Origin of the sequence: Apibacter sp. HY039 (assembly GCF_004023655.1) — a bacterium.
In the GTDB taxonomy this organism is placed as follows: Bacteria; Bacteroidota; Bacteroidia; order Flavobacteriales; family Weeksellaceae; genus Apibacter; species Apibacter raozihei.
In genome coordinates, this window is record NZ_SAYM01000003.1 from 391,616 (window position 1) to 417,450 (window position 25,835).

Consider the following 25,835-nt stretch of genomic DNA (forward strand, 5'->3'; position numbering starts at 1 on the left):
TAAATTATGACGGATACGAATTTAATACAAAAATATAATGTTCCCGGGCCCCGATATACGAGTTACCCGACAGTGCCATACTGGAACGAAAATAATTTTACAATAGAAAGTTGGCTTAGCTCTCTACAAAAATCCTTTTTGGAAAGTAATACAAAAGAAGGTATTAGTTTATATCTTCATTTGCCTTTTTGCGAAAGCTTATGCACATTTTGTGCCTGTAATAAAAGAATTACAAAGCAACACAACGTTGAAACCCCTTACATAGAAGCTGTTTTAAAAGAATGGATGCTTTATGTTAACCTTTTGCCAGAAAAACCAATTATACGAGAAATACACTTAGGAGGAGGAACACCTTCATTTTTTTCTCCAGATAATTTACGTTTTCTATTAGAAAATATTTTATCTGAAGCTATAGTTCATCCGGATAAAGAATTTAGTTTTGAAGGTCATCCTAACAACACTACTTATGATCATTTAAAAACTTTATATGATTTGGGTTTTCGAAGGGTAAGCTTCGGCGTTCAGGATTACGATCCAGAAGTACAAAAAGCGATACACAGAATGCAACCAGTAGAAAATGTAAAGGAAGTTACGGAAATAGCTCGTGAAATTGGCTATGATAGTATCAGTCATGACCTTGTTTTTGGATTACCTTTTCAAAACCTGGATAAAGTTATAAATACTATAAAAATTACAGAAAGCTTACACCCTGATAGAATTGCTTTCTATTCCTATGCTCATGTTCCCTGGATTAAAGGCGTCGGACAAAGAGGTTTTAAAGAAGAAGATCTTCCTAGTGGAGAAGAAAAACGTGAACTGTATGAAAAAGGAAAGGAATTATTAGAAAAAATAGGTTACTGGGAAATAGGTATGGATCATTTTTCCTTAAAAACCGATTCTCTTTATCAATCAATGCTTAATAAAAAAATTCACAGGAATTTTATGGGTTATACCTCATCTTCTACTCAAGTGATGATAGGTCTGGGTGTTTCATCTATTTCTGATAGCTGGTATGCTTTTGCACAAAATGTAAAAACTTTGGAAGAATATTATGCCAAACTGGAAAATAATGAATTTCCTGTTTTTAAAGGTCATATTTTAACGAATGAAGATCTACTCATTAGAAGACATATTCTTAATCTGATGTGTTTACTTGAAACACACTACGATACTAAATTTTTGAATGATTTTCCTGAAATATTTGATAGATTGCGTGAATTTGAAGATGATCATCTTATACAAATCACTGATAATTCTATCTTTGTCAAAGAAGAAGGAAGGTCATTTATCAGAAATATTTGTATGGCTTTTGATTTACGAATGATGGAAAATGCTCCTCAAACTAAACTCTTTTCAATGACGGTTTGACATTAGTATTAAGTTAATGAAAAGAAAGTTAATCATATTATTTAATACTCATCATTTTAAAACTATGTAAATTTTAAAAAACGCTGAGATTTTAATGTAAATTTGTTTTGTGAGAAAGTCAATTAATCTAACTAACATATCGGGAGTTTCCCCATTAATCAAAGATTACCTACAAGGGAATAACTCTGTTTCTTCGCTTTATGATAAAAATCTAAGCTTTGAAAATTTAATTTTACAAGGTAAAGAAAAAGTTGAAAAATATAAACACAGAAAAGTTTTAGTTACAGAACTTCTCAATCAATATAAAAAAATTGATTTAACAGAGATACAAAAAAACAATCTTCATAAGTTATCATTAGAAAATACCGTCACAATTACAACTGGTCATCAACTTAATTTAATGACAGGGCCCTTATATTTTATTTATAAAATATTACAGGTTATAAAGCTTTGTGAAAGTATGAACAGGCAACAATCTGAATTATTTTTTGTACCCATTTTTTGGATGGCAACTGAAGATCATGATTTTAAAGAAATAAATCATTTTTATTTTAAAAATAAAAAAATTGAGTGGAATGGAGATTATAATGATTTTGTAGGTGAAATTTCAATTAATAATTCCAACTTTAAAAACACACTAACAGAATTTTATAATGAACTTAAATATTTTCCTAAAGGAAAAGAGTTAAGAGAAATTATTGAAAAATCATATTTTATTGAAGAAAATCTAGTTGATGCTACCCGGGTTCTTGTGCACGAATTATTTAAAAACTACGGTTTGTTATCTATTGATGGTAATAATAAATCACTGAAATCGCTTTTTTCATCTTTTGTTAAGGATGATATTGTTGAAAAAAAATCTTACCAACTAGTTACAGAAACCATTCAGGATATCAAGTCAGATTATAAAATACAAGTAAACCCAAGAAAAATTAACTTCTTTTATCACTTAAATCAACAACGTAATAGAATTGATGAAACAAATGGAAAGTATTATATATTAGGTACCTGTAAAAATTTTACACAAGAGGAAATTTTAAAAGAACTTGAAAACTTCCCTGAAAGATTTAGTCCTAATGCACTTTTGCGCCCTGTTTATCAAGAACTTATTTTACCAAATGTGGCTTATGTTGGAGGGAATGCCGAAGTTGCCTATTGGCTGGAATTAAAAAATTACTTTGATCATCAGGATCTGCCCTACCCTATATTGATTCCCAGAAATTCATTTCTCTTAATAACAGAAAATCAAAAAGAAAAATTAGATAAATATCAATTAGATAGTGAAAAATTATTCTTACCAAAAGAAAAAATAATCAAAAATCTTGTGTGTCAAAATTCAAAAGAAAAATTTGATTTTAATAAATATGAAGAACGATTAGCAACTATTTTCAACGATTTACTTCTTGAATCTTCTAAAACTGATGATTCATGGAAGAATATGATTCTTGCACAACAAAAAAAGCAATTAAACGGATTAAATAAAATAAATAAACGCTTTTACAAAGCTGAAAGACGAAAGTATCATGATCTAATTAAAAATTTTGAACAGTTATATTCTGAACTATTTCCTGCTGAGAACTGGCAAGAAAGAAGAGTTAATTTTTCAGAATATTTTGCCGTATATGGAGACGATTTTATTAAACTTCTATACAATGAAATATCTGAATATGAATCAGTTATAAATTTATCTACCTTATAATTAAATATTTAATTACATTTGCATCAAAGTATTCTAATAAAATGAAAAAGTATTTTATAATATTGTTAACATTTTTTATTAGCTCATTTTTTATTGCTCAGCAAAAAAAACATGTAGTTGAACCTAAAGAAACATTATATGGTCTTAGTAAAAAATATAATGTAACGATCGATGATCTTAGAAAAGCTAACCCACAGCTGAATACCAGAGTTCCTCAAATAGGAGAAACTTTGATCATCCCGGATAAAAACACTATAATTGAAACGACCAAACCTTCAAAACCTGTTAAAGAAGTTATTACTTCTAATAATGCCATCAAAACTGAAGAGAATTCATCTGATTATATTTTTATAACAGTTGAACCTAAAGAAACTTTATATAGATTAAGTAAAAAATACGGTACAACGGTTGAAAATCTGAGAAAGCTCAATCCGAATATGGATGAAAAAGGTCCTAAAATTGGTGAGATTTTAAAAGTTCCGGCTATAGCTAGTAGTAATTCCGACTCTGATAAATCTACTACTAAAAAAGATAAAGAAAAAAACAAAACAAAAAATAAACAAGATATTCAGGAAACTACAGAAACTGAAATTATCAGCAGTACTGTCCCTGATACCACGGTTGACGAAAATAAACCTGGTATAACAAAAGATGCTTTGAACATTGTGCTATTTTTACCTTTTTACCCGGATACCACAGGTTTTTTAAAAGAAAAGGAAATCTCAACCCAATTTTATTCTGGAGTAAGGCTAGCTTTAGACTCTCTAACTCATAAAGGGAAAAAAATTAATCTTGAAATACTTGATAGTGGAAATGACACCAAATTTCAAAATAGTCTTTCTACTTATGACTTTTCCAATACTCACCTGATTATTGGTCCACTGTTTAAATCTAGCTTAAAACAGGCAGCAGACGTTTTGAACAAAATACCGATTGTTTCTCCTTTTACTTCCAGTGACGATTTAGATACTTACGATAATTTAATTCTGTATGATACAAAAGAACAAATACTTGCAGAAAAATTGGTTAATGAAATGCTTAAAAAATACGATAACGAAAAAGTCTATATCGTTTATGATGATGATCATAATCAAACAGCAGCATTTTTTAAATCCTATATTCTAAATAAAAAAAGTAAAGCCGAGATTATTCTTACTAAAAATGTTGATGATATAAAACCTGTTCAAAATTTAGTTACAGATGAATACAATAAGTTTTACACAATCTTAGTTTCCGATCAAAATAGCTTAACTCAAAACTATTTGGATCATTTGATTGAATTTGACAGAGATCAGGTTCAACCAATTTCTCTTTTTTATTCTTCATTATTTGATGATAAAAAATATATGGATAAATTATTAGATTTAGGGCTTATATATTCTGATACTAATTATGTAAACGAATACGGTTTTAATGAACAAAAAACAATTAACATCTATAAGAAAAAATTCTGTACTATTCCAGGAAAATATGCTGTTGCTGGTTTTGATGTGACTTATGATATTATAAGCCGCATGGATTCTAAGGGAAGTTTGTCAAATTCTGCCATGAAAACAGAAGGAAAACAACTTAGCAACAAATATTCCTTTATAAGGGTTAAAAAGAATGGAGCTTGGGCCAATCAGGGTGCCAGAATTATACAACTTTTAAAATAACAACTAAATTATAAAACATACGAATACTAAATGAATTCATTAATATTTCCCGGACAGGGATCTCAATTTCCCGGAATGGGGAAAGATTTATATGACAGCAGGTCTGACATTAAAGAAATGATGAACTCTGCTAATGATATCTTAGGATTTAATATTCTGGATATTATGTTTAATGGAACTAAAGAGCAATTAATGCAAACAAAAGTTACTCAGCCAGCTATTTTCATTCATTCAATAGCAGCAGCTAAAGTAATTGAAAATGCCCGGACAGAAATGGTAGCCGGACACTCTCTTGGAGAGTTTTCTGCCTTGGTAGGTAATGGTGTACTTTCTTTTGACAATGGGTTAAAATTGGTATATGAAAGAGCGTTGGCAATGCAGGAAGCCTGTGAAGAAAATCCATCTTCTATGGCTGCTATAATAGGCTTATCTGATGAAATTGTAGAAATTGTATGTAAAGAAATTTCTTCCGAAAATCATCTGGTAGTTCCAGCAAATTATAACTGTCCAGGACAACTGGTTATTTCCGGACATACTGAGGCTGTAAAAGAAGCTTGTGAAATACTTACTGAAAAAGGAGCAAGAAGAGCTCTTCTTTTACCTGTAAGCGGTGCCTTCCATTCTCCCCTTATGCAAAGTGCACAAGATCGCTTAGCTTCTGCTATAAACAATACAAAATTTAATCATCCTAGCGTTCCTATTTATCAAAATGCAACCAGCTCTGCTGTAAAAAATATTGATGAAATAAGACTAAATTTGATTAAACAATTGACTTCTCCTGTAAATTGGACTCAGACAGTTAAAAATATGATTGATGATGATTGTTCTGTTTTTATTGAAACAGGTCCTGGAAAAGTATTACAAGGACTAATTAAAAAAATTGATGAGTCTGTAGAAGTATCTTCACTTTCTTCAAATTAAATATTAGTTCGTATACATAAAAATTAAAATCGGAAAAAATTCCGATTTTTTTTCTTATATGCTCTTATCAAAAATTATCATGAGAATTTTTTCTACATTATAGGTTTGTTATTGTTCTGCCTGTAATATTCCAATTTTGAATTAAATAAATTAGCCATACTTACAGCTCTCTTTTTAGTCTCATCGGCATTAATACCAGAAAATTGTTCATCTATATTTTTTATAAAAATATCTATCCAGCGATCAAAATGTATTTTTGTTACAGGCATAGTACTATGAGGAGCAAACGGACTACCATAATACGTATGTTCTTTTAAAATTACTGTCTGCCAAAATCGGTACATCTTCTCCAGATGAGATGTCCAGTTATCTTGGATTATATTTTCAAAAATATCTTTTAACAAATCATCTTTTCTTATTTTACTGTAAAAAGTATCAACCATTTGTTTGATATCATTTATTCCCTCAATATCATTTTTCATAAATCCTTACTATAAAATGACTAATTTAGATCTTTTAAATGTAACAATTATAAATTAATCAATACTTATACAATTAGCAAGTTAACAGAAGATCATGATTTCATTAAAAAATATCCAAAAATATTACGACATTGGCCACAATAAACTACATGTACTCAAAGGAATAAATTTGGAAATAGCAGAAGGTGAAATGGTCGCAATAATGGGCTCTTCAGGTTCTGGTAAATCAACATTACTTAATATATTAGGAATTCTTGATTATGCAGATTCCGGAGACTATATTTTAGACGGAGTAAATATAGGTAATACTATCAGTGAAAATAAAGCCGCAGATTATCGAAATAAGTTTTTAGGTTTTGTATTCCAGTCTTTTAATCTGATAGGATTTAAAAATGCACTTGAAAACGTTGCTTTACCCTTATATTACCAAAAAATTAAAAAATCTAAAAGAAATAAAATAGCAATGGAATACCTTACTCAGGTAGGATTAAATGATCGTGCAGATCATATGCCTAATGAGCTTTCAGGTGGACAAAAACAACGGGTTGCTATAGCTAGGGCTCTTGTTACTCACCCTAAAGTAATTCTTGCTGACGAACCTACCGGAGCTCTGGATAGCCAGACTACTTACGATGTAATGAAGTTTTTTCAGCAAATTAATAATGAAGGCAAAACTATCCTGATAGTAACACATGAGCCTGAAGTAGCAAAGCAATGTAAAAGAATTGTTTTCCTAAAAGACGGAGTTATTGAAAGTGATGAAATCATTGAACAAGAAGTTTTAAAATAAACAAGAATTATGTTTGATTTAGAGCGTTGGCAGGAAATATTTTATTCAATTAGTCAAAATAAACTCAGAACTTTCCTTTCCGGTTTTACTATTACCTTAGGTTTATTTATTTTCATAATATTGTTTGGCATGGGAAACGGTCTTCAAAATGGGTTTATGGAGCAGTTTATTAATAGGGCCAGCAATGTAATCACTTTTAAGCCGGGTAAAGCTTCTGAAGCCTTTCTGGGTTTACAGGAAAACCGAACCATTACACTTAAAAACGAAGATTTAGATTTAATTGATAAAGAACACGGAAAAAATTTAGAATATAAAACTTCACAATTTTCAAAACCAAACACTCCTATAGTTTTTGGTAAAGAAACCGGTTACTATACTGTTCAGGGAACATACCCGGACAAACAATATATTGAAAAAGTTACCCTAACTGCCGGCAGATTTATAACGAAAAATGATATGGACAGCAGAAATAAATTTGCAGTTATCGGTCGATTGGTTGAAAGAGATTTGTTTAAGAGAGAAAATGCTTTAGGAAAATATATATCCATTGCCGGAATAAATTATCGAGTCATAGGAACTTATACTGATGAAGGAGGTGATGCTGAAGAAAGGATTATTTATACTCCCCTTACCACCATGCAGTTAAATGATAAAAATTCTGATACAATCAAACAAATCGATATTTCTTATACTCCTACTATGGATCCAAAAAGGGCTATAGAATTAGGAAAAAACATTGACAGGGACTTAAGAGCCAAATTAAAAATCTCACCTACTGACAAATCCGGCTTATATTTACGAAACACGGCTGAGGCAATGGGCAACACTTTTGCAATATTGACCGTAATTACCGTTCTGGTACTTTTCATTGGGTTTGGAACTATTATAGCTGGTATCATAGGTATAAGTAATATTATGGTTTTTATTGTTAAGGAAAGAACAAAAGAAATAGGTATAAGAAAAGCTTTAGGTGCGCGTCCATCCAGCATTGTAGGATTAATATTACAAGAATCTATATTTATAACTATAATCTCTGGTTTTGCCGGAGTAGGTCTGGGTGTACTAACACTGAACTTAATCGGGAATAAATTTGATAGATATTTTATATTAAATCCTTCTGTAAACTGGAGCACTATTATTACCGCTACGATTTGTCTTATTTTTTTTGGTGCAATTGCAGGATTTATTCCCGCTAAGAAAGCAGCCAAAATTAAACCTATAGAAGCATTAAGATCTGAATAATATGCTTAAACCTTATTTAAATGTATTAAAATGTTAATTTTTGAGAAAGAAACCTGGAGCGAGATATATTATTCTCTAAGTAAAAATAAATTGCGAACTATTCTTACCATGATTGGGGTTGCCTGGGGTATGTTTCTTTACGTTTTTTTACTGGGTGCTGCAAAAGGAGTTGAAAACGGTTTCAACCGCATATTTGAAGGATTTGCTACTAACAGTATGTTTATATGGGCGGCGAATACTGGAGAAGCCTATAAAGGATATCCTAAAGGCCGGGAAATGAGTATCCGCTTAAAAGATGTTCAAGCTTTAAAACAAGAAATACCGGAAATTGATTTCATAGCCCCCAGAAATGTAAGTGGAATGTTTGGTACAGAACCCAGCAGTGTTTCCAGAGGTAATATTACTAAAGTTTATACTGTTTATGGAGACTATCCCATCGTTTCTAAAGTTGAAAAAAAAGATTTAATTAAAGGAAGATTCATTAATCAGGATGATATTAATCAGAAAAGAAAAGTTGCTGTTATAGGAAAAGAGGTTGCAGAGCAATTATTTAAAAATAATGAAGATCCTATAGGTAAAAATATTAAAATTAGCGGGATTTACTTTCAGGTTATCGGAGTATATAAAATTTCAGCGGCTACAATGTCTAATGAATCAACTATATATATATCTTTTGACACTTTTCAAAGTTTATACAATCAGGGAGATAAAATAGGTTGGATGATTATTTCCATCAAACCTCAGTATAATGTAAAAGATGTTGAAAAAAAAGTAAAAAGTATTTTAAAAGAAAGAAATAATGTATCTCCAACCGATGAATTAGCTTTCGGAGGCTTTAATTTTGCTGAAGAATATGGTAAGCTTACCGGTTTTCTTTCCGGAATGCAAATACTTACCTGGATAGTAGGCGGGCTAACTATTTTAGCCGGTGTTATTGCTATTTCCAACATATTACTTATAACCGTAAAAGAACGAACTCTTGAAATAGGTATCCGTAGGGCCTTGGGTGCTAAACCCAGAGAAATTAAAGAACAAATACTTATTGAAAGTGTATTTTTAACTGTTTTCTCAGGTGTAATCGGCTTTATTGGAGGAGTATTGTGCTTAATGCTGGTTACAACATTAGTAGATGATCCAAAAGCGTTTCCTTTTTACAATCCAACCGTAAATTTATGGAATGTTTTTGCAGCACTTTGCCTGATGGTTACCTTAGGACTAATTATCGGGTTAATACCTGCTCAAAAAGCTGTACAGGTAAAACCTATTGAAGCTTTGCGTTCAGAATAAATATCAAGTTTTAAGTCTTTTTAGGAATTTAATAATTTAAAATTAAGTTAATAAATACTCAATCTTTCTTATTATAAAAGAAAAGATAATATATACTTTCTAATTAGTTGTATTTGGAATTTAAATGCTTCCAAAAACAACCTAAAATATTATCTTTGCATTATTCTCAAAAATAAAATAAATCCATGTCAGAAATAGCTGCAAAATATTCACCTAAAGAAGTAGAAAATCATTGGTATAAATTCTGGATTGAAAACAATTTTTTTCATTCGGAACCCAACGATAAAAAACCCTATACTATTGTTATTCCTCCTCCTAACGTTACAGGAGTACTTCACATGGGGCATATGCTTAACAACACAACTCAGGATGTTCTCATCAGAAGAGCCCGGATGTTAGGTTATAATGCCTGCTGGGTACCTGGCACAGACCATGCTTCCATTGCTACAGAGGCCAAAGTGGTAAATAAGCTAAAAGAAGAAGGTATTAGTAAATTTGACATAGGAAGAGAAAAATTTCTTGAACATGCTTGGGAATGGACCAACAAACATGGAGGTATTATTCTGGAACAATTAAAAAAGCTAGGATGTTCCTGTGATTGGGAAAGAACAAAATTCACATTAGATGATGATTTGTATGATTCTGTAATCAAATGTTTTGTTGATTTATATAATCGTGGGTACATCTATAAGGGACATAAAATGATTAATTGGGATCCTGAAGCTAAAACCAACATTTCTGATGAAGAAGTTATTCACAAAGAACAGAATGGAAAGCTATTTTTTCTTAGATATAAAATTGCAGGAGAAAACAAGTATGTTGTAGTTGCTACTACCCGCCCCGAGACCATATTCGGTGACTCTGCCATATGTATAAACCCTCAGGATGAGAGATATTCATTTCTTAAAGGTAAAAAAGTCATTATACCCATATGTGGAAGAGAAATTCCGGTTATTGAAGATGAATATGTTGATATTGAATTTGGTACAGGAGTTTTAAAAATAACCCCTGCTCATGATGTAAATGATTATAACTTAGGAAAAAAACATAAGCTTCAAACCATAGATATATTCAATGACGATGCCACTTTAAATGAATTAGGGCTTAATTATAAGGGTAAAGATCGTTTCACAGTACGTAAAGAAATAGTTAAAGAATTAAAAAATCTTGACTTGTTGGAAAAAGAAGAAGAACACATCAATAAAGTGGGTACTTCAGAGAGAACGGGAGCTGTTATAGAGCCTAAAATTTCAATACAGTGGTTTATGAAAATGAAAGATTTTGCTGAGCCTGCCTTAAAAACTGTACTGGATGATGAACTAAAATTATACCCTGATAAATTTAAAAATACATACAAACACTGGCTGGAAGATATTCATGACTGGAACATTTCCAGACAACTTTGGTGGGGACACAGAATACCAGCTTATTATTATGGAAAAGGAGAAAATGAATATGTAGTTGCAGAAACTATTGAGGCAGCTCTAACCTTGGCCCAACAAAAGATCCCTTCTCTTGTACTTGAAGATTTAAAGCAAGAGGAAGATGTTTTAGACACCTGGTTTTCCTCATGGTTATGGCCTATTTCCGTATTTAATGGTATTAATGAACCAGAAAATAAAGAAATTAATTATTATTATCCTACACAAGATTTAGTGACAGGTCCGGATATTATATTTTTCTGGGTTGCCCGAATGGTTATGGCTGGATATGCATTTCGCAATGAACGCCCTTTTTCCAATGTTTATTTTACAGGAATAGTAAGAGATAAGCAACGAAGAAAAATGTCCAAACAGCTAGGAAATTCGCCGGATCCTCTTGATTTAATCGAAACCTATGGTGCAGATGGAGTACGTGTGGGAGTTTTATTAAGTTCTTCAGCAGGTAATGATTTAATGTTTGATGAAGATTTATGCACACAAGGTAGAAATTTTGCTAACAAAATATGGAACTCATTCCGGTTGGTAAAATCATGGGATGTAGACCATACAAAAAAATCTCCTGCAGAAAGTTTAGAAGCTATATCCTGGATTAAAAATAAGATAGCACAAACTATTCATCAAATAAACCAGGATTTTGATAAGTATAGAATCTCAGATGCATTAATGTCTATATATAAACTTATATGGGATGACTACTGCTCCTGGTATCTGGAAGTAATAAAACCAACTTATGGTGAATCAATTGACGCAGAAACTTATCAGCAAACTGTATCTATTTTAGAGGATTTATTAAAATTACTACATCCTTATATGCCTTTCTTGACAGAAGAAATATGGCAGAATCTTAATGAAAGAAAAACACAGGAAAGTTTAATAGTATCAGAATATCCGGTAGCCACCGATTTTGACATATCCTGCATAATAAATTTTGAGACTACAAAAGAAATAGTAACCTCTATTAGGAATTTCAGATCCGGTAAAGGAATATCTCCTAAAGATTCAGTTGAACTTTATATAAAAACAAGTTATGAGTTGCAAAATACAAATTCAATAAAAAAATTGGCCAATATTTCTACCATTCATACTTATAACACTTTAGAAATTCCTGTATTTAGTTTTCTTGTTGGAAAAGACGAATTTTCGATTCCATTTGCCGAAAGTCTGGATCTAGAAGCAGAAAAAGAAAAATTAAAAGAAGAAATTAATTATTTTCAAGGTTTCTTAAAAAGTGTAAATGCCAAGCTTAACAATGAAAAATTTGTTACAAGTGCTCCTGAGAAAGTAGTTGAAATGGAAAGAAAAAAACAATCCGATACTTTAGAAAAAATTGAAATTTTAGAAACTAAATTAAAAAATTTATAGATGAATTCTAAAATAATTAAAAGTACAATATTAATTTTATCTATAGTTCTTTATTTTTTTCTATTATGTAATTTATATCAGTCAATACTGGGATATGTAAATAATAATTTTACTTATCCATTAGATGATTCTTATATTCACCTAGCTATAGCTAAAAATATTGCTGAACATGGCGTATGGGGTATTAATTCTAATGAATTTAGCTCAGCTTCATCTTCTCCTTTATTTACAGTCATATTATCATTATTTTTATTTATTTTTGGAAATAATTCTTATATACCTCTTATATTAAATATATTATTTTCTTTATCTACTATTTATTTAGCATGGTACTATTTTAAAGATAAATTATCTTATATACTTTTGAGCCTGTTGTTGATTTCCATAATAATATGGACTCCACTTCCCGGTTTAACGATAATTGCTATGGAGCATATAATTCATGCTTTCCTAACCCTTTTTTATTTACTTTTAATTTGGGAAATTTTAATCAATAACAATCAATCTAAAAAAATAATTTATTTATACTATCTCATTAGTTTTCTATTACCTATATCCAGATATGAGGGCTTATTTATAATTATTGGAGGAAATTTAATTTTATTTTTTTCTAAAAAATTCAGAATCTCTATCATTGGGGTTTTATGTTCAATATTATCAATTTCCCTTTTTGGATTATACTTTATATACAATGGAGGTACTTTTTTCCCTTATTCAGTTATCATTAAAACAAGTCTTTCTAATTCTGTTGTTTTTTATAAACTTCTACCTTATAAAAATATACTCCTATACTATATTAAGGATATTGCATCAAGACAACTTCTTATATGTTTTATATTCGTTTTAACATTTTCATTTTTAGTACAACTCAAGCTGAAAAAAAATATATTAAAGATTATTATAATATTATCAATAGGCATAATTTTGCATGTAATGTATTCAAAATTTGGTTGGCTGAATAGGTATGAAGCTTTTTTATTTCCAAGTATATTATGCATATTATTTTATTCTATACAACAAGCCTGTATTAAATCAAAAAATCTATCATTTAAACATCAATTGTTATATTTCTCATTATTTATCTTATTAATTTATCCTTCTTGTTTTTTTACCAAAAGAAGTTTAATCAATCATGAAAAAATAATAATTGGAGCTGAAGAAATACATAATCAACAATATCAAACTGCTCTATTTATTCAGAAATATTATCCTAATAAAAGTGTTGCAATAAATGACATAGGCTATCCTTCATATTTATCTAATAATACTCATATAGTTGACATTTATGGTTTAGGCAATACCCAAATAGCTTTAGCAAAAAAAAATAAATCTAAAAATATTAATCCTGTCATTATCAATGAAATTAAAAAAAATAATGTAAAGGCAGCATTTATTTATAAAAAATGGTTTTCTGATGATTTATATAAAGACTGGGTTGAGATAGGATATTGGGAAATTAATCATAGAGTTCGTTACATAGGAAAATTAGCAATCAGTGGTACTACAGGTGGAGCATGTGTTTATATTTTTAGTACAAGTACAGAGCTCAATGATATTGAATATTTAAAAAATTCTTTAAAAGAATTTAATAAGAATCAATTAACTCAAAATGCTCATTTCACTAAACTTGAAAAATAATTATCTAAAATAATTTATTTATTCTAAATTAAATATATTAGCATAAAATAATAACAAAATGAAAACCATTGGTCTTATTGGTGGAATGAGTTGGGAATCCACAGCAGAATATTATAAAATTATTAATCAGGAGATTAAAGAACTGGCCGGTGGTTTTCATTCTGCTCAAATTGTTTTATATAGTGTAGATTTCGACGTTATTGAAAAGTTTCAGTCTGAAAACAAATGGGATGAGGCCGGTAATTTTCTCTGTCAGGTAGCCCAAAATCTTGAAAGAGCGGGAGCTGATTTTATTATTATAGCCACAAACACTATGCATAAAGTCTTTTCACAAATACAAAAATCTGTCAGTGTCCCTTTAATCCATATTGCTGAACCGGTGTTAGCTCAGCTAAAAGAATTAAATTTAAATAAACTTTTATTGTTAGGTACAAAATATACTATGGAACAGACTTTTTATAAAGAGGAGTACATAAAAAATGGAATTAATATTGTAATACCCTGGCAAGAGGAAATTGACTTAGTTAATGATATTATCTACAATGAATTATGTCTTGGTAAGTTTTTACATTCATCGGAAAGTATGTTAATCAATATTATAAACAAAGCCGTTGAGCAGGAAAATATTCAAGGAGTTATATTGGGATGTACAGAGCTTGAACTTTTGCTACAACAAGATCAAATTCAATTACCTCTTTTTAAAACTGCAGAATTACATGCAAAATATGCAGCAAAGCAAGCTTTAATTAATTGATTTATTTATTATCATATATATATATATCATTTTGAGATCTAAAAAAATAATCATAAGTTAGCTTCTTAATTAGTATAACATCATTTAAATATCAATATTACTTTATAAAATGAAATTAAAAAATACCCGGTTACTTATATATAGCCTCTTTACTTTAGTAATTTTATTGATATTATCTAATTCAAAATATACTGAATCAGCATCAACTAAAAAATCAAATTATAAAACCATGAAAACCATACCTTTAACAATTGAAGATTTTGCAAAAAAAATTATGGATTATAAAAGTAATCCGGAGGTATGGAAATATTTAGGTGATAAACCGGCTATTATTGATTTCTATGCTGATTGGTGTGGCCCGTGTAAAATGATAGCCCCTATGCTCGAAGAACTTGCAAAAGAGTATGAAGATGAAATTTATATTTATAAAGTTGATACCGAATCTGAACGTGAATTAGCCGCTATGTTTGGAATCAGAAGTATTCCTTCTATTTTATTTATTCCTATGGAGAGTGAACCTCAGATGGCGCAGGGAGCTATGCCTAAAGAAGATTTTCAACGTTTAATTGAAGAAATTTTACTAAATAATAAAAAAGAATAATCTGTATGAATCAAGAAATATTTTAGTTTATACAATTACTATTTTTTTTCAGTTACAGCAAAAAATCCTTTATTAATTAAATAAGATTTGCACTTAGGACAAAATTCATTTTCTTCATTTAACGGATTTCTTCCTTCAGCATCCCTCATAATACATGATTTATCCGGACAATGATCTAAGCCTTGAGTATGACCAAATTCATGGGCTGTAACCTTATATAATTGCTCAGATAATTGCTTTTTATTTAAACGATAGGTAGATACTATACAAGATTTTCCGGGTCTATAACCCAACCCCATGACCCCCCAATCATTTATTTTACCTTTGCTTGTACTAATATCTTTATTAGTAATTCCAATAATGACTGTATCATTCTTTACTCTTCCCCTAAGAAATTTTATAAGAGAATCTGCTCTATATCTATTTCGTTTTTGATTATATGCATTTTTTGGTAATGGTATAGACGGATTTATATAGACTTTGGAAGATATGCCGGTAAATTGCTTATAAAGTTTATTGAGTTCATCATCTGAAAATTTTTCAAATGGCTGCAATATAATTACTTTGTTACTATCTATACTTTTACATTGGTTTACTAATGAATAAATAAAAACAATAAATAAAAATTTAAAAAAAATTAAATACTTTTTACAGTTAACCATATTCTAAATATTTTTTAATTTTAATAGTTTACTCTTAAGGAATAACAACTATTTTTTAAACTGAGATATTAATTTATTATTATCACAATAATAAATTAATTTAATTCTTTTTTAAAATCTCATGCTGAATTTTATGTATATTAACTGCATGAATAAAGCTTTATTATTTTTATTATTTATCCCTTTGGTTAGTTGGGGCCAGAATCAAGTTGATACTTTAGATTTATCAGAATATGAAAATAAGTATGAATTGTCTAAAATTATTAATGAAACTTCCGGAGTTGAATTTTATAATAATTTTCTTTACACATTTAACGATAGTGGTGGTAAACCAGAACTATATAAACTAAATTCTTCAAATGGAAAAATTGTCCAGACTATTGATATAAAAGAAGCTATTAATATAGATTGGGAAGAAATTACAAGAAATAATGATACTTTATATATCGGCGACTTCGGAAATAATTTAGGGACAAGAAAAGATTTAACCATTTATTCTATTAAAATACCACAAAACAACACCAATGAAAATATTTCTACTACAATTATTAATAAATTAAAATTTGTTTACGAAGATCAAATGGATTTTAAAAATTATGGTCATTTAAAAACAAATTTCGATTGTGAAGCTATGATTTATTACAATAATCTTTTGCACTTATTTTCAAAAAGATGGGGAGATAATAAAACCGTTCATTATATATTAAATCCCAAAATAAACGATTCGGTTCAGGTAGCAAAAAAAATTGAATCATTTGATACTGAATGTGTAATCACAGGGGCAGACATTTATAATAAAGAACTTTATTTAGTTGGATATACTAAAGAAGGAGCAGCTTATTTATGGAAATTTATGAACTTTACCGATCATCATTTTTTTTCCGGAAATTCAAAAAAAGTATTGTTAGGACTGACTGCAGCTATCAGTCAGATTGAAGGGATTGCTGTGACTGAAAACCAAATTTATATTACAGGTGAAGAAATGAATTATTCACTTTTTAAAGCACCTCCTATACTCTATATTATAGATAAAAATGAGTTATAAATTATCGATAAATTCCTGCTTAGTTTTAAATCTTTTATATATGAAACTATATAACCAAATGAAATATCTGAATCTATGTATTAATTTATTTTTGTATACCGTGGGCTTTAATCATCCTGAAATTGCCAGAAATATCCTGTTTTAATTCGACAAAGCTAAAATAGTCAAGAAATAATTCTTTAGTTTCTCTTCCCAATTCCTGATTGATTTCTATAAACACTTCGCCATTGTCCTTTAAGTTATTTTTTGCAAAATCAATTATTTTTTGATAAAAAATTAAAGGTTCAGAATCAGTAACGAACAATGCTTGAGCAGGTTCAAAGTTCAACACTCTTTTATCCATAGCTACTTTTTCAGAATTTCTTATATAAGGTGGATTTGAAACTATAATATCAAAACGTTCATTATTAGAGAGTTGATTGCTATTTAATAAATCATAAGAAAAAAAATCAACTTCTACATTATTCAAATCTTTATTTTTATTGGCTGTTTCTAAAGCTTTTTCACTAATATCCAATCCAAATACTCTGAAGTTCTGTAAGCTCTTAGCCAATGCAATAGCTATACATCCACTACCTGTACATAAATCTATAATGTTCAGATTGATCTTATTTTTATATCTATCAACTATCCACTCTACCAGTTCTTCAGTTTCAGGACGAGGTATAAGAACGTCTGAATTTACTAAAATTTCACAACCGTAAAATTCTGTATTTCCTAAAATATATTGATAAGGTTCATCTTCCATTAATCTGTACAATGCTGTCTGAAATAAAATATTTTGAATATCCGAATCATCTCTTTGCTCGTTTAAACCCAATTTTAAAACAGAACGCGACTTATGAAGATAATTTTCCGCTAGAGAATAGAAGATAATGTCAATTTCTTTAGCATTATATTTTTGAGATAACTGATTATAAAATTGTTCTCTTAACTGTCCTAATGTTTTCATAAACTAAATTTACAATTTTTATTAAAGAAATAACCGGAACAAACTATTTTATTCCGGTTATTTTATTAGTTGATATAAACTATATAATCTTAATCCTGATCTTCTATTATCCAGCCTCCTTCATCTAAAAGACTTTGAGCCTGTTTGAATTTTAATGATTTCACTTCTCCGCTTCTTAAATTTCTAACATTAACCATTTCATTCCTTCCAATTTTATTTACTCGTAAAGGTTCTGAAGGTACTTTATCTTCTGAATCTGTATTTTTATTTTCTTCAAAATCTCTACTTTCAACAGTTTTCTGTTTCACTTCTTTAGCTTGTTCAAATTTTGTTTCCTCTGGCTCTGTTGGAAAACCACCTTTAAATAAAAATGAAATAATTTCTTTATTGGTTTTATCCAGCATTTCACTGAATAATTTAAATGATTCCTGTTTGTAAATTACTAATGGATCTTTTTGTTCCCATACTGCTGACTGAGCTGACTTTCTTAATTCATCCATTTCTCTTAGATGCTCTTTCCAGTTTTCGTCAATAAGAGCAAGAGTGATTCCCTTTTCAAAATCCTGTAATAAAGCTCTTCCCTGCGAATTATATGCTTCTTCCAAATTAGTTGTTACATTCAAAATCTTAGTTCCATCAGTAAACGGAACTGAGATATTTTTATATCTATCTCCCTGATTTAAAAATATTTCTGAAACGAAAGGATATACTGTTTTAGATGTATTTTCTAACTTTTCTTTATAATTAGCTTCTGCTTGTTCAAATATTTGGTTAGTTAATTCATTTTCATTTAATCGACTAAATTCATTTTCATCTATAGGAGTATCCATAGCAAAAATAGTAGCCAATTCAAATTCAAAGTTCTTGAAATCTCTGTTTGCTTTATTAATTCTTACAATTACTGATGACGTATCATAAATCATATTAGCAATATCAATACTCAATTTATCACCAAACAATGCATTTTTTCTTCTTTTGTATATTACCTCCCGTTGTTTGTTCATGACATCGTCATATTCAAGCAAACGCTTACGTATACCAAAATTATTTTCTTCTACTTTCTTCTGGGCTCTTTCAATAGAATTGGTTATCATAGAATGTTGAATAACATCTCCTTCTTTATGTCCTAGCCTATCCATCATTTTAGCAATTCTATCCGAACCGAATAAACGCATCAAATTATCTTCAAGTGATACATAAAATTGAGAAGAACCTGGATCCCCCTGACGACCAGAACGTCCTCTTAACTGTCTGTCAACTCGCCTGGAATCATGTCTTTCTGTACCTATGATAGCTAAACCACCTGCAGCTTTTACTTCATCTGTCAATTTAATATCTGTACCCCTACCTGCCATATTGGTTGCTATAGTTACAACTCCTGCTTTACCTGCTTCAGCAACTATATCTGCTTCTTTTTTATGCAATTTTGCATTTAATACATTGTGAGGAATTTTTCTCATTTGCAAAGCTTTGCTTAGCAATTCTGAAATCTCAACGGAAGTTGTACCTACAAGAACCGGTCTGTGTTCCTCTTTAGATAAACGAATTACTTCGTCCAATACAGCATTAAACTTCTCACGATTTGTTTTGTAAACCAAATCCTGACGATCATCCCGAATAATTGGTTTATTTGTAGGAATAGCTACAACATCTAGTTTGTATATCTCCCAGAACTCACCAGCCTCAGTTTCAGCTGTACCTGTCATCCCTGCAAGTTTGTTATACATTCTGAAATAATTCTGAAGAGTAACAGTGGCAAACGTTTGTGTAGCCGCTTCAACTTTTACATTTTCTTTAGCCTCTAATGCCTGATGTAAACCATCTGAATATCTTCTTCCATCCATAATACGGCCGGTCTGTTCGTCAACAATCTTAACCTGACCATCTATCACAACATACTCTACGTCTTTTTCAAATACTGTATAAGCTTTTAGTAACTGACTTAAAGAATGAATTCTTTCTGACTTTATAGCAAAGTATCTTAAAAATTCCTCTTTTTCTTTATGTTCTTCTTCTTTTGAAAGATTTTTATTTTCAATTTCAGCTAGTACAGTTCCAAAATCTTCTAAAACAAAAAAGTTTGGATCTTCATTTCCTTTAGATAAAAACTCAATTCCTTTGTCTGTAAGTTCTACCTGGTTATTTTTTTCATCGATTGAAAAATACAAATCTTTGTCTGCCTCCGGCATCATCCGATTGTTATCAGAAATAAAGTAAGCTTCCGCTTTTAATAAAATAGCTTTGTTTCCTTCTTCAGATAAAAATTTAATTAAAGGTTTATACTTAGGCATACCTCTGTATACCTGATAGAGTTTATGACCTCCTTCTTTTTTATCGCCAGTACCCAACAATTGTTTAGCTTCCTGAAATATTTTTGATATTTCATTCTTTTGAGCATTATAAATAGTTTCTACCACAGGTTTTAAATCCTGATATTCTTGTTTATCTCCCTGCGGTATTGGACCGGATATAATCAATGGAGTTCTGGCATCATCAATTAATACTGAGTCCACCTCATCCACTATTGCATAATTGAGCTGTCTTTGAACTAAATCAGTGGGCGAATTTGCCATATTGTCACGCAAATAATCAAATCCAAATTCGTTATTGGTTCCATAAGTAATATCTGCCAGATAAGCTTGTCTTCTGGAATAGGAATTAGGCTGGTGATTATCGATACAATCAACTCTTAGTCCGTGAAATTCAAAAATTGGAGCCATCCATGCAGAGTCCCGCTTAGCCAAATAATCATTTACTGTAACTACGTGAACTCCTCTACCCGGCAAAGCATTTAAATACATAGGAAGAGTACCTACCAGGGTTTTACCTTCCCCTGTTGCCATCTCAGCTATTTTTCCCTGATGCAAAACAGTTCCACCTATATATTGAACATCATAGTGAATCATATCCCATTTCACATCTTTACCAGCAGCATTCCAGCTATTTTTCCAAACAGCCTTATCTCCTGACAGTGATACATATTCTTTGCTATCGGCCAATTCTCTGTCAAAATCAGTAGCAGTCACTTCTATGCTTTCATTCTCTGTAAAACGCCTTGCGGTTTCTTTGATAAGCGCAAAAGCCTGAGGTAAAATTTCCTCTAAAACTTCTTCTTCTACTTTATATGATTCTTTTTCAAGTTTTTCAATTTCCGTATAAAGAGACTCTTTTTCGTCTATGTTTTCGGTTTGTTGAGCTTGATCTTTTAACTCATTAATTTTCGTATTTAAATCGAAAGTAGCTTGAGAAACGCGCTCTTTGAATTCAATAGTTTTATGTCTAAGTTCATCTATGGATAATGAAGATATTCCTTCCTCTTCTTTTTTAATTTTATCCAAATATTTATTTAGTAGTTGTAGATCTTTTTTATGTTTATCCCCAATAAATAATTTGAGAACAGAATTTAAAATGTTCATTGTATGTGATTAATTTTAAGCTTACAAATGTAGTAAAAAATGTATTATCCTAGGTAATTAAATAGTAAAGCCCTATCGAGCTAGGGCCTTAATATTCAATATTCGTCTTCGTTCCAGAGAAAATCATCATCGGTAGGATAATCAGCCCATATTTCTTCTATACTATCATAAATTTCACCTTCATCTTCTATTGCCTGAAGATTTTCGACTACTTCGAGTGGAGCTCCTGTTCTGATAGCATAGTCTATTAATTCATCCTTAGTTGCGGGCCATGGTGCATCACTTAAATAAGATGCAAGTTCTAAAGTCCAATACATAAATGTCAGCTTTATATTATAAATAATTTAGGTTCGACAGAGCAAACTTCAAGCCAAATTATTCTGTAATTTTTATTTTTATTTCAATTAAAAGCAATATATTTAATAAACGTATATAACAACAATAGAGAAAGTGATAAAAAAGTCAAAAATAAGTGAACTTTTAAATATTAAATACCCGATTATTCAAGGGGGCATGGTATGGAACAGCGGATGGAAATTAGTATCTGAAGTTAGTAACTGCGGAGGCTTAGGTCTGCTGGGATCAGGCAGTATGTATCCTGATGAATTACAAAAAGAAATAACTGAATGTAAGAAACATACGGATAAACCTTTTGGTGTTAACCTTCCCTTATTTTATCCTCAGGTTAATGAACATATAGATATAATTGTAAAAAATAAAATTCCGGTTGTGTTTACTTCCGCTGGAAGCCCTAAACTTTATACCGATCTATTTAAAAAACATAACATAAAAGTTTTTCATGTAGTATCTTCTTTAAAATTTGCACTAAAAGCAGAAGCGTCAGGTGTTGATGCCATTGTTGCTGAAGGATTTGAGGCAGGTGGACATAATGGCATTGAAGAAACCACAACATTTTGTCTGGTTCCTAATCTTAAAAAGCATATCAACTTACCTGTTATAGCTGCTGGTGGAATTGCTACTGGGCAACAAATTTTGGCAGCTTTAGTATTAGGAGCAGAAGGAGTGCAGATAGGTTCTAGATTTGCCGCCACTCTTGAATCATCATCACATATAAATTTTAAAAATGCTATTGTGCAGACCAAAGAAGGAGACACGCAACTTACACTAAAAGAATTAACTCCTGTTCGATTAATAAAAAATTCTTTTTTTAAAGAGATACAATTTGCTTATGAAAAAGGTGTTTCATCAGAGGAATTAAGATCTATACTTGGAAAAGGAAGAGCAAAAACGGGGATGCTCGAAGGAAACTTAATTGATGGGGAGTTGGAAATAGGTCAATGTTCATCTTTGATTGATAATATTGTATCAGTAAAAAGCGTTTTTAATGAACTAATTAATGATTTTAATAAAGCTTATTCAACTATATATTCTTTATAAAAAAAGGTCGAAATTTTACAAATTCCGACCTTATATTTTTTTTAATTTTAATTTATTCAAACATATATGCTAATGCAACTCCTATATTTGAAGTTCTTTGCTGCTCTGGATATTTTTTATAAACATCTGTTAAACCATAATTGTATCTTATTGAAATTTCGTACTTTCTCAAGAAACTATATCCGATTCCTGCACCAATTGATAAGTTTAAAGATTCTGGTTTACTATAATTTAATCGATCTTCCTTTTTACTTTTCTCATAAACTAAAATTCCGATTTGAGGTCCTAATTCTCCAAAAAATTCATTATCAGACTCAGAAAAATATGCTCTGAACATTAATGGTATATTAACGTAGTTTTGGAAATAATCCTGACGCATCAGAATTCCATGAGAATCTCCATCATCCTTTTCTCCTTCCAAAGAATATAAAACTTCAGGCTGGAAAAAAAACTGATTGTCGTATCCAAGAGGAATCTGAATAACTCCTCCTAAAGATCCGGCTGTTCTTCCAACTGATTCCCAATGAACTTTAGAAATATTCGTTCTGTGAACTGAACCTCTAATTCCAAATCTTACTTGAGAACATAAATGAGATGGTAATAAAGCCAAAAATAATATAATAAAAAGAGCTTTGTAAATTTGTTTTTTCATCTTTAGAAATATTTATGCATTTTACATCATTACTTCAATACTGAAGCAACTGTTTTACCTATATCTGCAGGCGAACTAACAACATGTATTCCACAATCAGACATAATTTTCATTTTAGCTTGTGCCGTATCATTCTCTCCCCCTACTATAGCTCCGGCGTGTCCCATAGTTCTTCCTTTGGGAGCCGTCTGACCTGCTATAAATCCAATAATAGGTTTAGGTGCGCCTATAGATTTATACCATTGGGCTGCATCAGCCTCAAGCTGACCTCCGATTTCTCCTATCATAACAATACAATCTGTATCTCCATCATTCATTAATAATTCAACTGCTTCTTTGGTCGTAGTTCCAATAATTGGATCTCCTCCGATACCTATGGCAGTAGAAACACCATATCCTGCTTTTACTACCTGATCAGCAGCTTCATATGTCAATGTACCGGATTTGGAAACAATTCCTACTTTTCCTTTTTTAAATACAAACCCTGGCATAATTCCCACCTTAGCTTCATCTGCAGAAATCACTCCCGGACAGTTAGGTCCAATTAGTGTACAATTATATGATTTTATGTAATTTTTTACTTTTACCATATCTTCTACAGGAATTCCTTCTGTTATACATACAATAACTTTAATACCTGCTTCTGCTGCCTCCATGACTGAATCTGCAGCAAATGCTGGAGGTACAAAAATAATTGATGTATCGGCCTGAGTCTTTTCAACTGCTTCTTTAACAGTATTAAAAACCGGTCTTTCCAAATGTGTAGAACCTCCTTTTCCTGGAGTAACTCCTCCAACTAAATTGGTTCCAAACTCTATCATTTGCTCTGCATGAAATGTACCTTCCTTTCCAGTAAAGCCTTGGACTATAACTTTTGAATTTTTATTAACTAATACTGACATATTTTCTCATTTTTTGTGTAAAACTAATATATTTATTTTATATTATTCCTAAATTATTTACCCAATTTTTTTAATGCGGCTAATTCTTTCAGCATCTTTCTGGCTTCATCCGCCGGATAACCAAAATAGGTTTTTCCTCCTTCCAAATCTTTGGAAACACCTGATTGGGCTAATATTACTGCTTTTGCTCCTATAGTTAAAGAAGAAGCAAAACCTGCTTGTCCCCAAATAGTAACTTCATCTTCAATATTACAGCATCCTGCTATTCCAACCTGCGAAGCAATTAAACATTTTTTTCCAATAATAGTATCATGGCCAATCTGGATTAAGTTATCCAGTTTACTTCCCTTTCCTATAATTGTTGTTGCGGTAACTCCCCTATCGATAGTACAATTTGAACCGATTTCAACTTCATCTTCAATTTTTACATTACCTACCGACTTTAATCGATCGTAAGAATCACCCCGGTTTTTATAATAAAAACTATCTCCTCCTATAACTGTTCCAGACTGGATAATCACATGATCTCCTATTTCAGTAAAATCATGTATTGTTACATTAGGAAAAATAATACAATTTTTTCCAATCTTTACTTGTTTTCCAATATATACCCCTGGCTGAATAGTCGTACCCTCTCCTATCTTTACATCAGAAGAAATTATCTCTTCTTGCTTTTCAAACTTTCTAAAATAGGAATTGATAAGATTAAAATCTCTGAAAGGATCTTCAGAAATAATCAGACTTTTCTCGGAAGGACATTCTACTTCCTTATTTATTAAAATGGTAGTAGCATTGCTTTGAATAGCTTTATCATAATATTTAGGATGATCAACAAAAACAATTTCTCCTTTTTCAATTCTATGGATTTCATTGGTACCATAAATAAGAAAATTGTCATCACCTACATAATCTGCTTTTATTATGTCAGCAACTTCTTTAAGTGTATAAGGTCTTGGAAATTTCATATCTGATTAAAGATTAAAAAATTTACTATTTTACTCTTTCAATATAAGAACCATCATCGGTATTAATTTTAATTTTTTCTCCAGCTTCAATAAATAAAGGTACTAAAACTCTGGCTCCTGTTTCTATAATAGCATTTTTAAGTGCATTAGTAGCTGTATTCCCTTTTACACCCGGTTCGGCTTCAATAACTTCCATAATAACACTCGCTGGTAATTCTGCTGATAGCGGTGTTTCATCTTCTTCCTTCAAAACAATCATTAATTCTTCACCAGCTTTCATAAATTGAGAATTCTCAATTAAATTTTTATCAATATAAATCTGAGAAAAATCATCATTATTCATAAAATGGAATCCATGATCGTCATCATACAAATATTGATATTTGCGGGTAATAACTTTTACTTCTTCAATTTTGCTTCCTGCAGAAAATGTATTTTCAACAACTTTTCCAGAGGTTAAAGATTTTAATTTTGTTCTTACGAAAGCAGGTCCTTTTCCTGGTTTAACATGTAAAAACTCAATTACTTTATAAATATCATCATTAAAATTGATACAAAGACCCTTTTTAATGTCTCCCATTGTAGCCATAAAACTATATTTT

General features: G+C 30.5%; 22 protein-coding genes. 13 read left to right on the plus strand and 9 right to left on the minus strand.

Translation table 11 applies throughout. The features are described from left to right. Positions 1-6 precede the first annotated feature (6 nt). From hemN to fabD, 4 genes are all read left to right on the plus strand, one after another. Positions 7-1,368 carry an oxygen-independent coproporphyrinogen III oxidase gene (gene hemN / locus EQ921_RS09110; RefSeq protein WP_128331414.1) on the plus strand — a complete coding sequence of 454 codons (1,362 nt, stop codon included), beginning with the start codon at positions 7-9 and terminating at the stop codon, positions 1,366-1,368. Positions 1,369-1,477: 109 nt separating this feature from the next. Beyond that, positions 1,478-3,067, plus strand: coding sequence for a bacillithiol biosynthesis cysteine-adding enzyme BshC (gene bshC / locus EQ921_RS09115; protein WP_164875613.1), 1,590 nt, complete (start codon positions 1,478-1,480; stop codon positions 3,065-3,067). A gap of 41 nt (positions 3,068-3,108) precedes the next feature. Continuing rightward, on the plus strand, positions 3,109-4,722 hold the full coding sequence (locus EQ921_RS09120) for a LysM peptidoglycan-binding domain-containing protein (RefSeq protein WP_128152533.1): 1,614 nt from the start codon (positions 3,109-3,111) through the stop codon (positions 4,720-4,722). Positions 4,723-4,752: 30 nt separating this feature from the next. Further along, a complete protein-coding gene (gene fabD, locus EQ921_RS09125) occupies positions 4,753-5,643 on the plus strand; it encodes an ACP S-malonyltransferase (protein WP_128152532.1) in 891 nt (296 codons plus the stop codon). Positions 5,644-5,735: 92 nt separating this feature from the next. Here fabD and EQ921_RS09130 read toward each other — a convergent pair whose 3' ends face one another. Continuing rightward, positions 5,736-6,125 carry a group III truncated hemoglobin gene (locus tag EQ921_RS09130; protein ID WP_128152531.1) on the minus strand — a complete coding sequence of 130 codons (390 nt, stop codon included), beginning with the start codon at positions 6,123-6,125 and terminating at the stop codon, positions 5,736-5,738. A gap of 94 nt (positions 6,126-6,219) precedes the next feature. Here EQ921_RS09130 and EQ921_RS09135 point away from each other — a divergent pair, with 94 nt between their 5' ends. The 7 genes from EQ921_RS09135 (at position 6,220) to trxA (ending at position 15,241) form a co-directional block, all read left to right on the plus strand. Further along, positions 6,220-6,915, plus strand: a complete 696-nt coding sequence (locus EQ921_RS09135; protein ID WP_128152530.1) for an ABC transporter ATP-binding protein — start codon at positions 6,220-6,222, stop codon at positions 6,913-6,915. A gap of 9 nt (positions 6,916-6,924) precedes the next feature. After that, on the plus strand, positions 6,925-8,157 hold the full coding sequence (locus EQ921_RS09140; protein WP_128152529.1) for an ABC transporter permease: 1,233 nt from the start codon (positions 6,925-6,927) through the stop codon (positions 8,155-8,157). Positions 8,158-8,187: 30 nt separating this feature from the next. After that, positions 8,188-9,444, plus strand: coding sequence for an ABC transporter permease (locus EQ921_RS09145; protein WP_128331416.1), 1,257 nt, complete (start codon positions 8,188-8,190; stop codon positions 9,442-9,444). Between the two features lie 185 nt (positions 9,445-9,629). Continuing rightward, a complete protein-coding gene (locus EQ921_RS09150; RefSeq protein WP_128331417.1) occupies positions 9,630-12,248 on the plus strand; it encodes a valine--tRNA ligase in 2,619 nt (872 codons plus the stop codon). Further along, complete coding sequence (locus tag EQ921_RS09155) at positions 12,249-13,886, plus strand: hypothetical protein (RefSeq protein WP_128331418.1); 1,638 nt, start codon at positions 12,249-12,251, stop codon at positions 13,884-13,886. A gap of 58 nt (positions 13,887-13,944) precedes the next feature. Further along, positions 13,945-14,640: an aspartate/glutamate racemase family protein gene (locus EQ921_RS09160; RefSeq protein ID WP_128331419.1), complete on the plus strand. Its 696-nt coding sequence runs from the start codon at positions 13,945-13,947 to the stop codon at positions 14,638-14,640. Positions 14,641-14,749: 109 nt separating this feature from the next. Next, the gene (gene trxA, locus EQ921_RS09165; protein WP_164875614.1) at positions 14,750-15,241 is read left to right on the plus strand and encodes a thioredoxin; all 492 of its coding nucleotides are present in this window, start codon (positions 14,750-14,752) and stop codon (positions 15,239-15,241) included. Positions 15,242-15,279: 38 nt separating this feature from the next. Here trxA and EQ921_RS09170 read toward each other — a convergent pair whose 3' ends face one another. Next, positions 15,280-15,795: a matrixin family metalloprotease gene (locus EQ921_RS09170; protein WP_164875615.1), complete on the minus strand. Its 516-nt coding sequence runs from the start codon at positions 15,793-15,795 to the stop codon at positions 15,280-15,282. Positions 15,796-16,051: 256 nt separating this feature from the next. Here EQ921_RS09170 and EQ921_RS09175 point away from each other — a divergent pair, with 256 nt between their 5' ends. Then, on the plus strand, positions 16,052-16,948 hold the full coding sequence (locus EQ921_RS09175; RefSeq protein WP_128331421.1) for a hypothetical protein: 897 nt from the start codon (positions 16,052-16,054) through the stop codon (positions 16,946-16,948). Between the two features lie 85 nt (positions 16,949-17,033). Here EQ921_RS09175 and prmC read toward each other — a convergent pair whose 3' ends face one another. The 3 genes from prmC to EQ921_RS09190 form a co-directional block, all read right to left on the minus strand. Further along, the gene (gene prmC / locus EQ921_RS09180) at positions 17,034-17,900 is read right to left on the minus strand and encodes a peptide chain release factor N(5)-glutamine methyltransferase (RefSeq protein WP_128331422.1); all 867 of its coding nucleotides are present in this window, start codon (positions 17,898-17,900) and stop codon (positions 17,034-17,036) included. Between the two features lie 89 nt (positions 17,901-17,989). After that, a complete protein-coding gene (gene secA, locus EQ921_RS09185) occupies positions 17,990-21,316 on the minus strand; it encodes a preprotein translocase subunit SecA (protein ID WP_128331423.1) in 3,327 nt (1,108 codons plus the stop codon). A gap of 95 nt (positions 21,317-21,411) precedes the next feature. Beyond that, positions 21,412-21,633 (minus strand): DUF2795 domain-containing protein, encoded by a 222-nt coding sequence (locus EQ921_RS09190; RefSeq protein ID WP_055424695.1) that lies wholly within the window; start codon positions 21,631-21,633, stop codon positions 21,412-21,414. Between the two features lie 133 nt (positions 21,634-21,766). Here EQ921_RS09190 and EQ921_RS09195 point away from each other — a divergent pair, with 133 nt between their 5' ends. Continuing rightward, positions 21,767-22,714 (plus strand): nitronate monooxygenase family protein, encoded by a 948-nt coding sequence (locus EQ921_RS09195; RefSeq protein ID WP_255424465.1) that lies wholly within the window; start codon positions 21,767-21,769, stop codon positions 22,712-22,714. Between the two features lie 52 nt (positions 22,715-22,766). Here EQ921_RS09195 and EQ921_RS09200 read toward each other — a convergent pair whose 3' ends face one another. From EQ921_RS09200 to efp, 4 genes are read right to left on the minus strand one after another with little or no spacing between them, the layout of a single operon-like run. Next, the gene (locus tag EQ921_RS09200) at positions 22,767-23,366 is read right to left on the minus strand and encodes a porin family protein (protein ID WP_128331424.1); all 600 of its coding nucleotides are present in this window, start codon (positions 23,364-23,366) and stop codon (positions 22,767-22,769) included. Positions 23,367-23,395: 29 nt separating this feature from the next. Next, complete coding sequence (gene sucD / locus EQ921_RS09205; RefSeq protein WP_128152519.1) at positions 23,396-24,268, minus strand: succinate--CoA ligase subunit alpha; 873 nt, start codon at positions 24,266-24,268, stop codon at positions 23,396-23,398. Positions 24,269-24,321: 53 nt separating this feature from the next. Next, positions 24,322-25,233 (minus strand): UDP-3-O-(3-hydroxymyristoyl)glucosamine N-acyltransferase, encoded by a 912-nt coding sequence (locus EQ921_RS09210; protein WP_128331425.1) that lies wholly within the window; start codon positions 25,231-25,233, stop codon positions 24,322-24,324. A gap of 25 nt (positions 25,234-25,258) precedes the next feature. Then, complete coding sequence (gene efp / locus EQ921_RS09215) at positions 25,259-25,822, minus strand: elongation factor P (protein WP_128331426.1); 564 nt, start codon at positions 25,820-25,822, stop codon at positions 25,259-25,261. Positions 25,823-25,835: the final 13 nt, after the last annotated feature.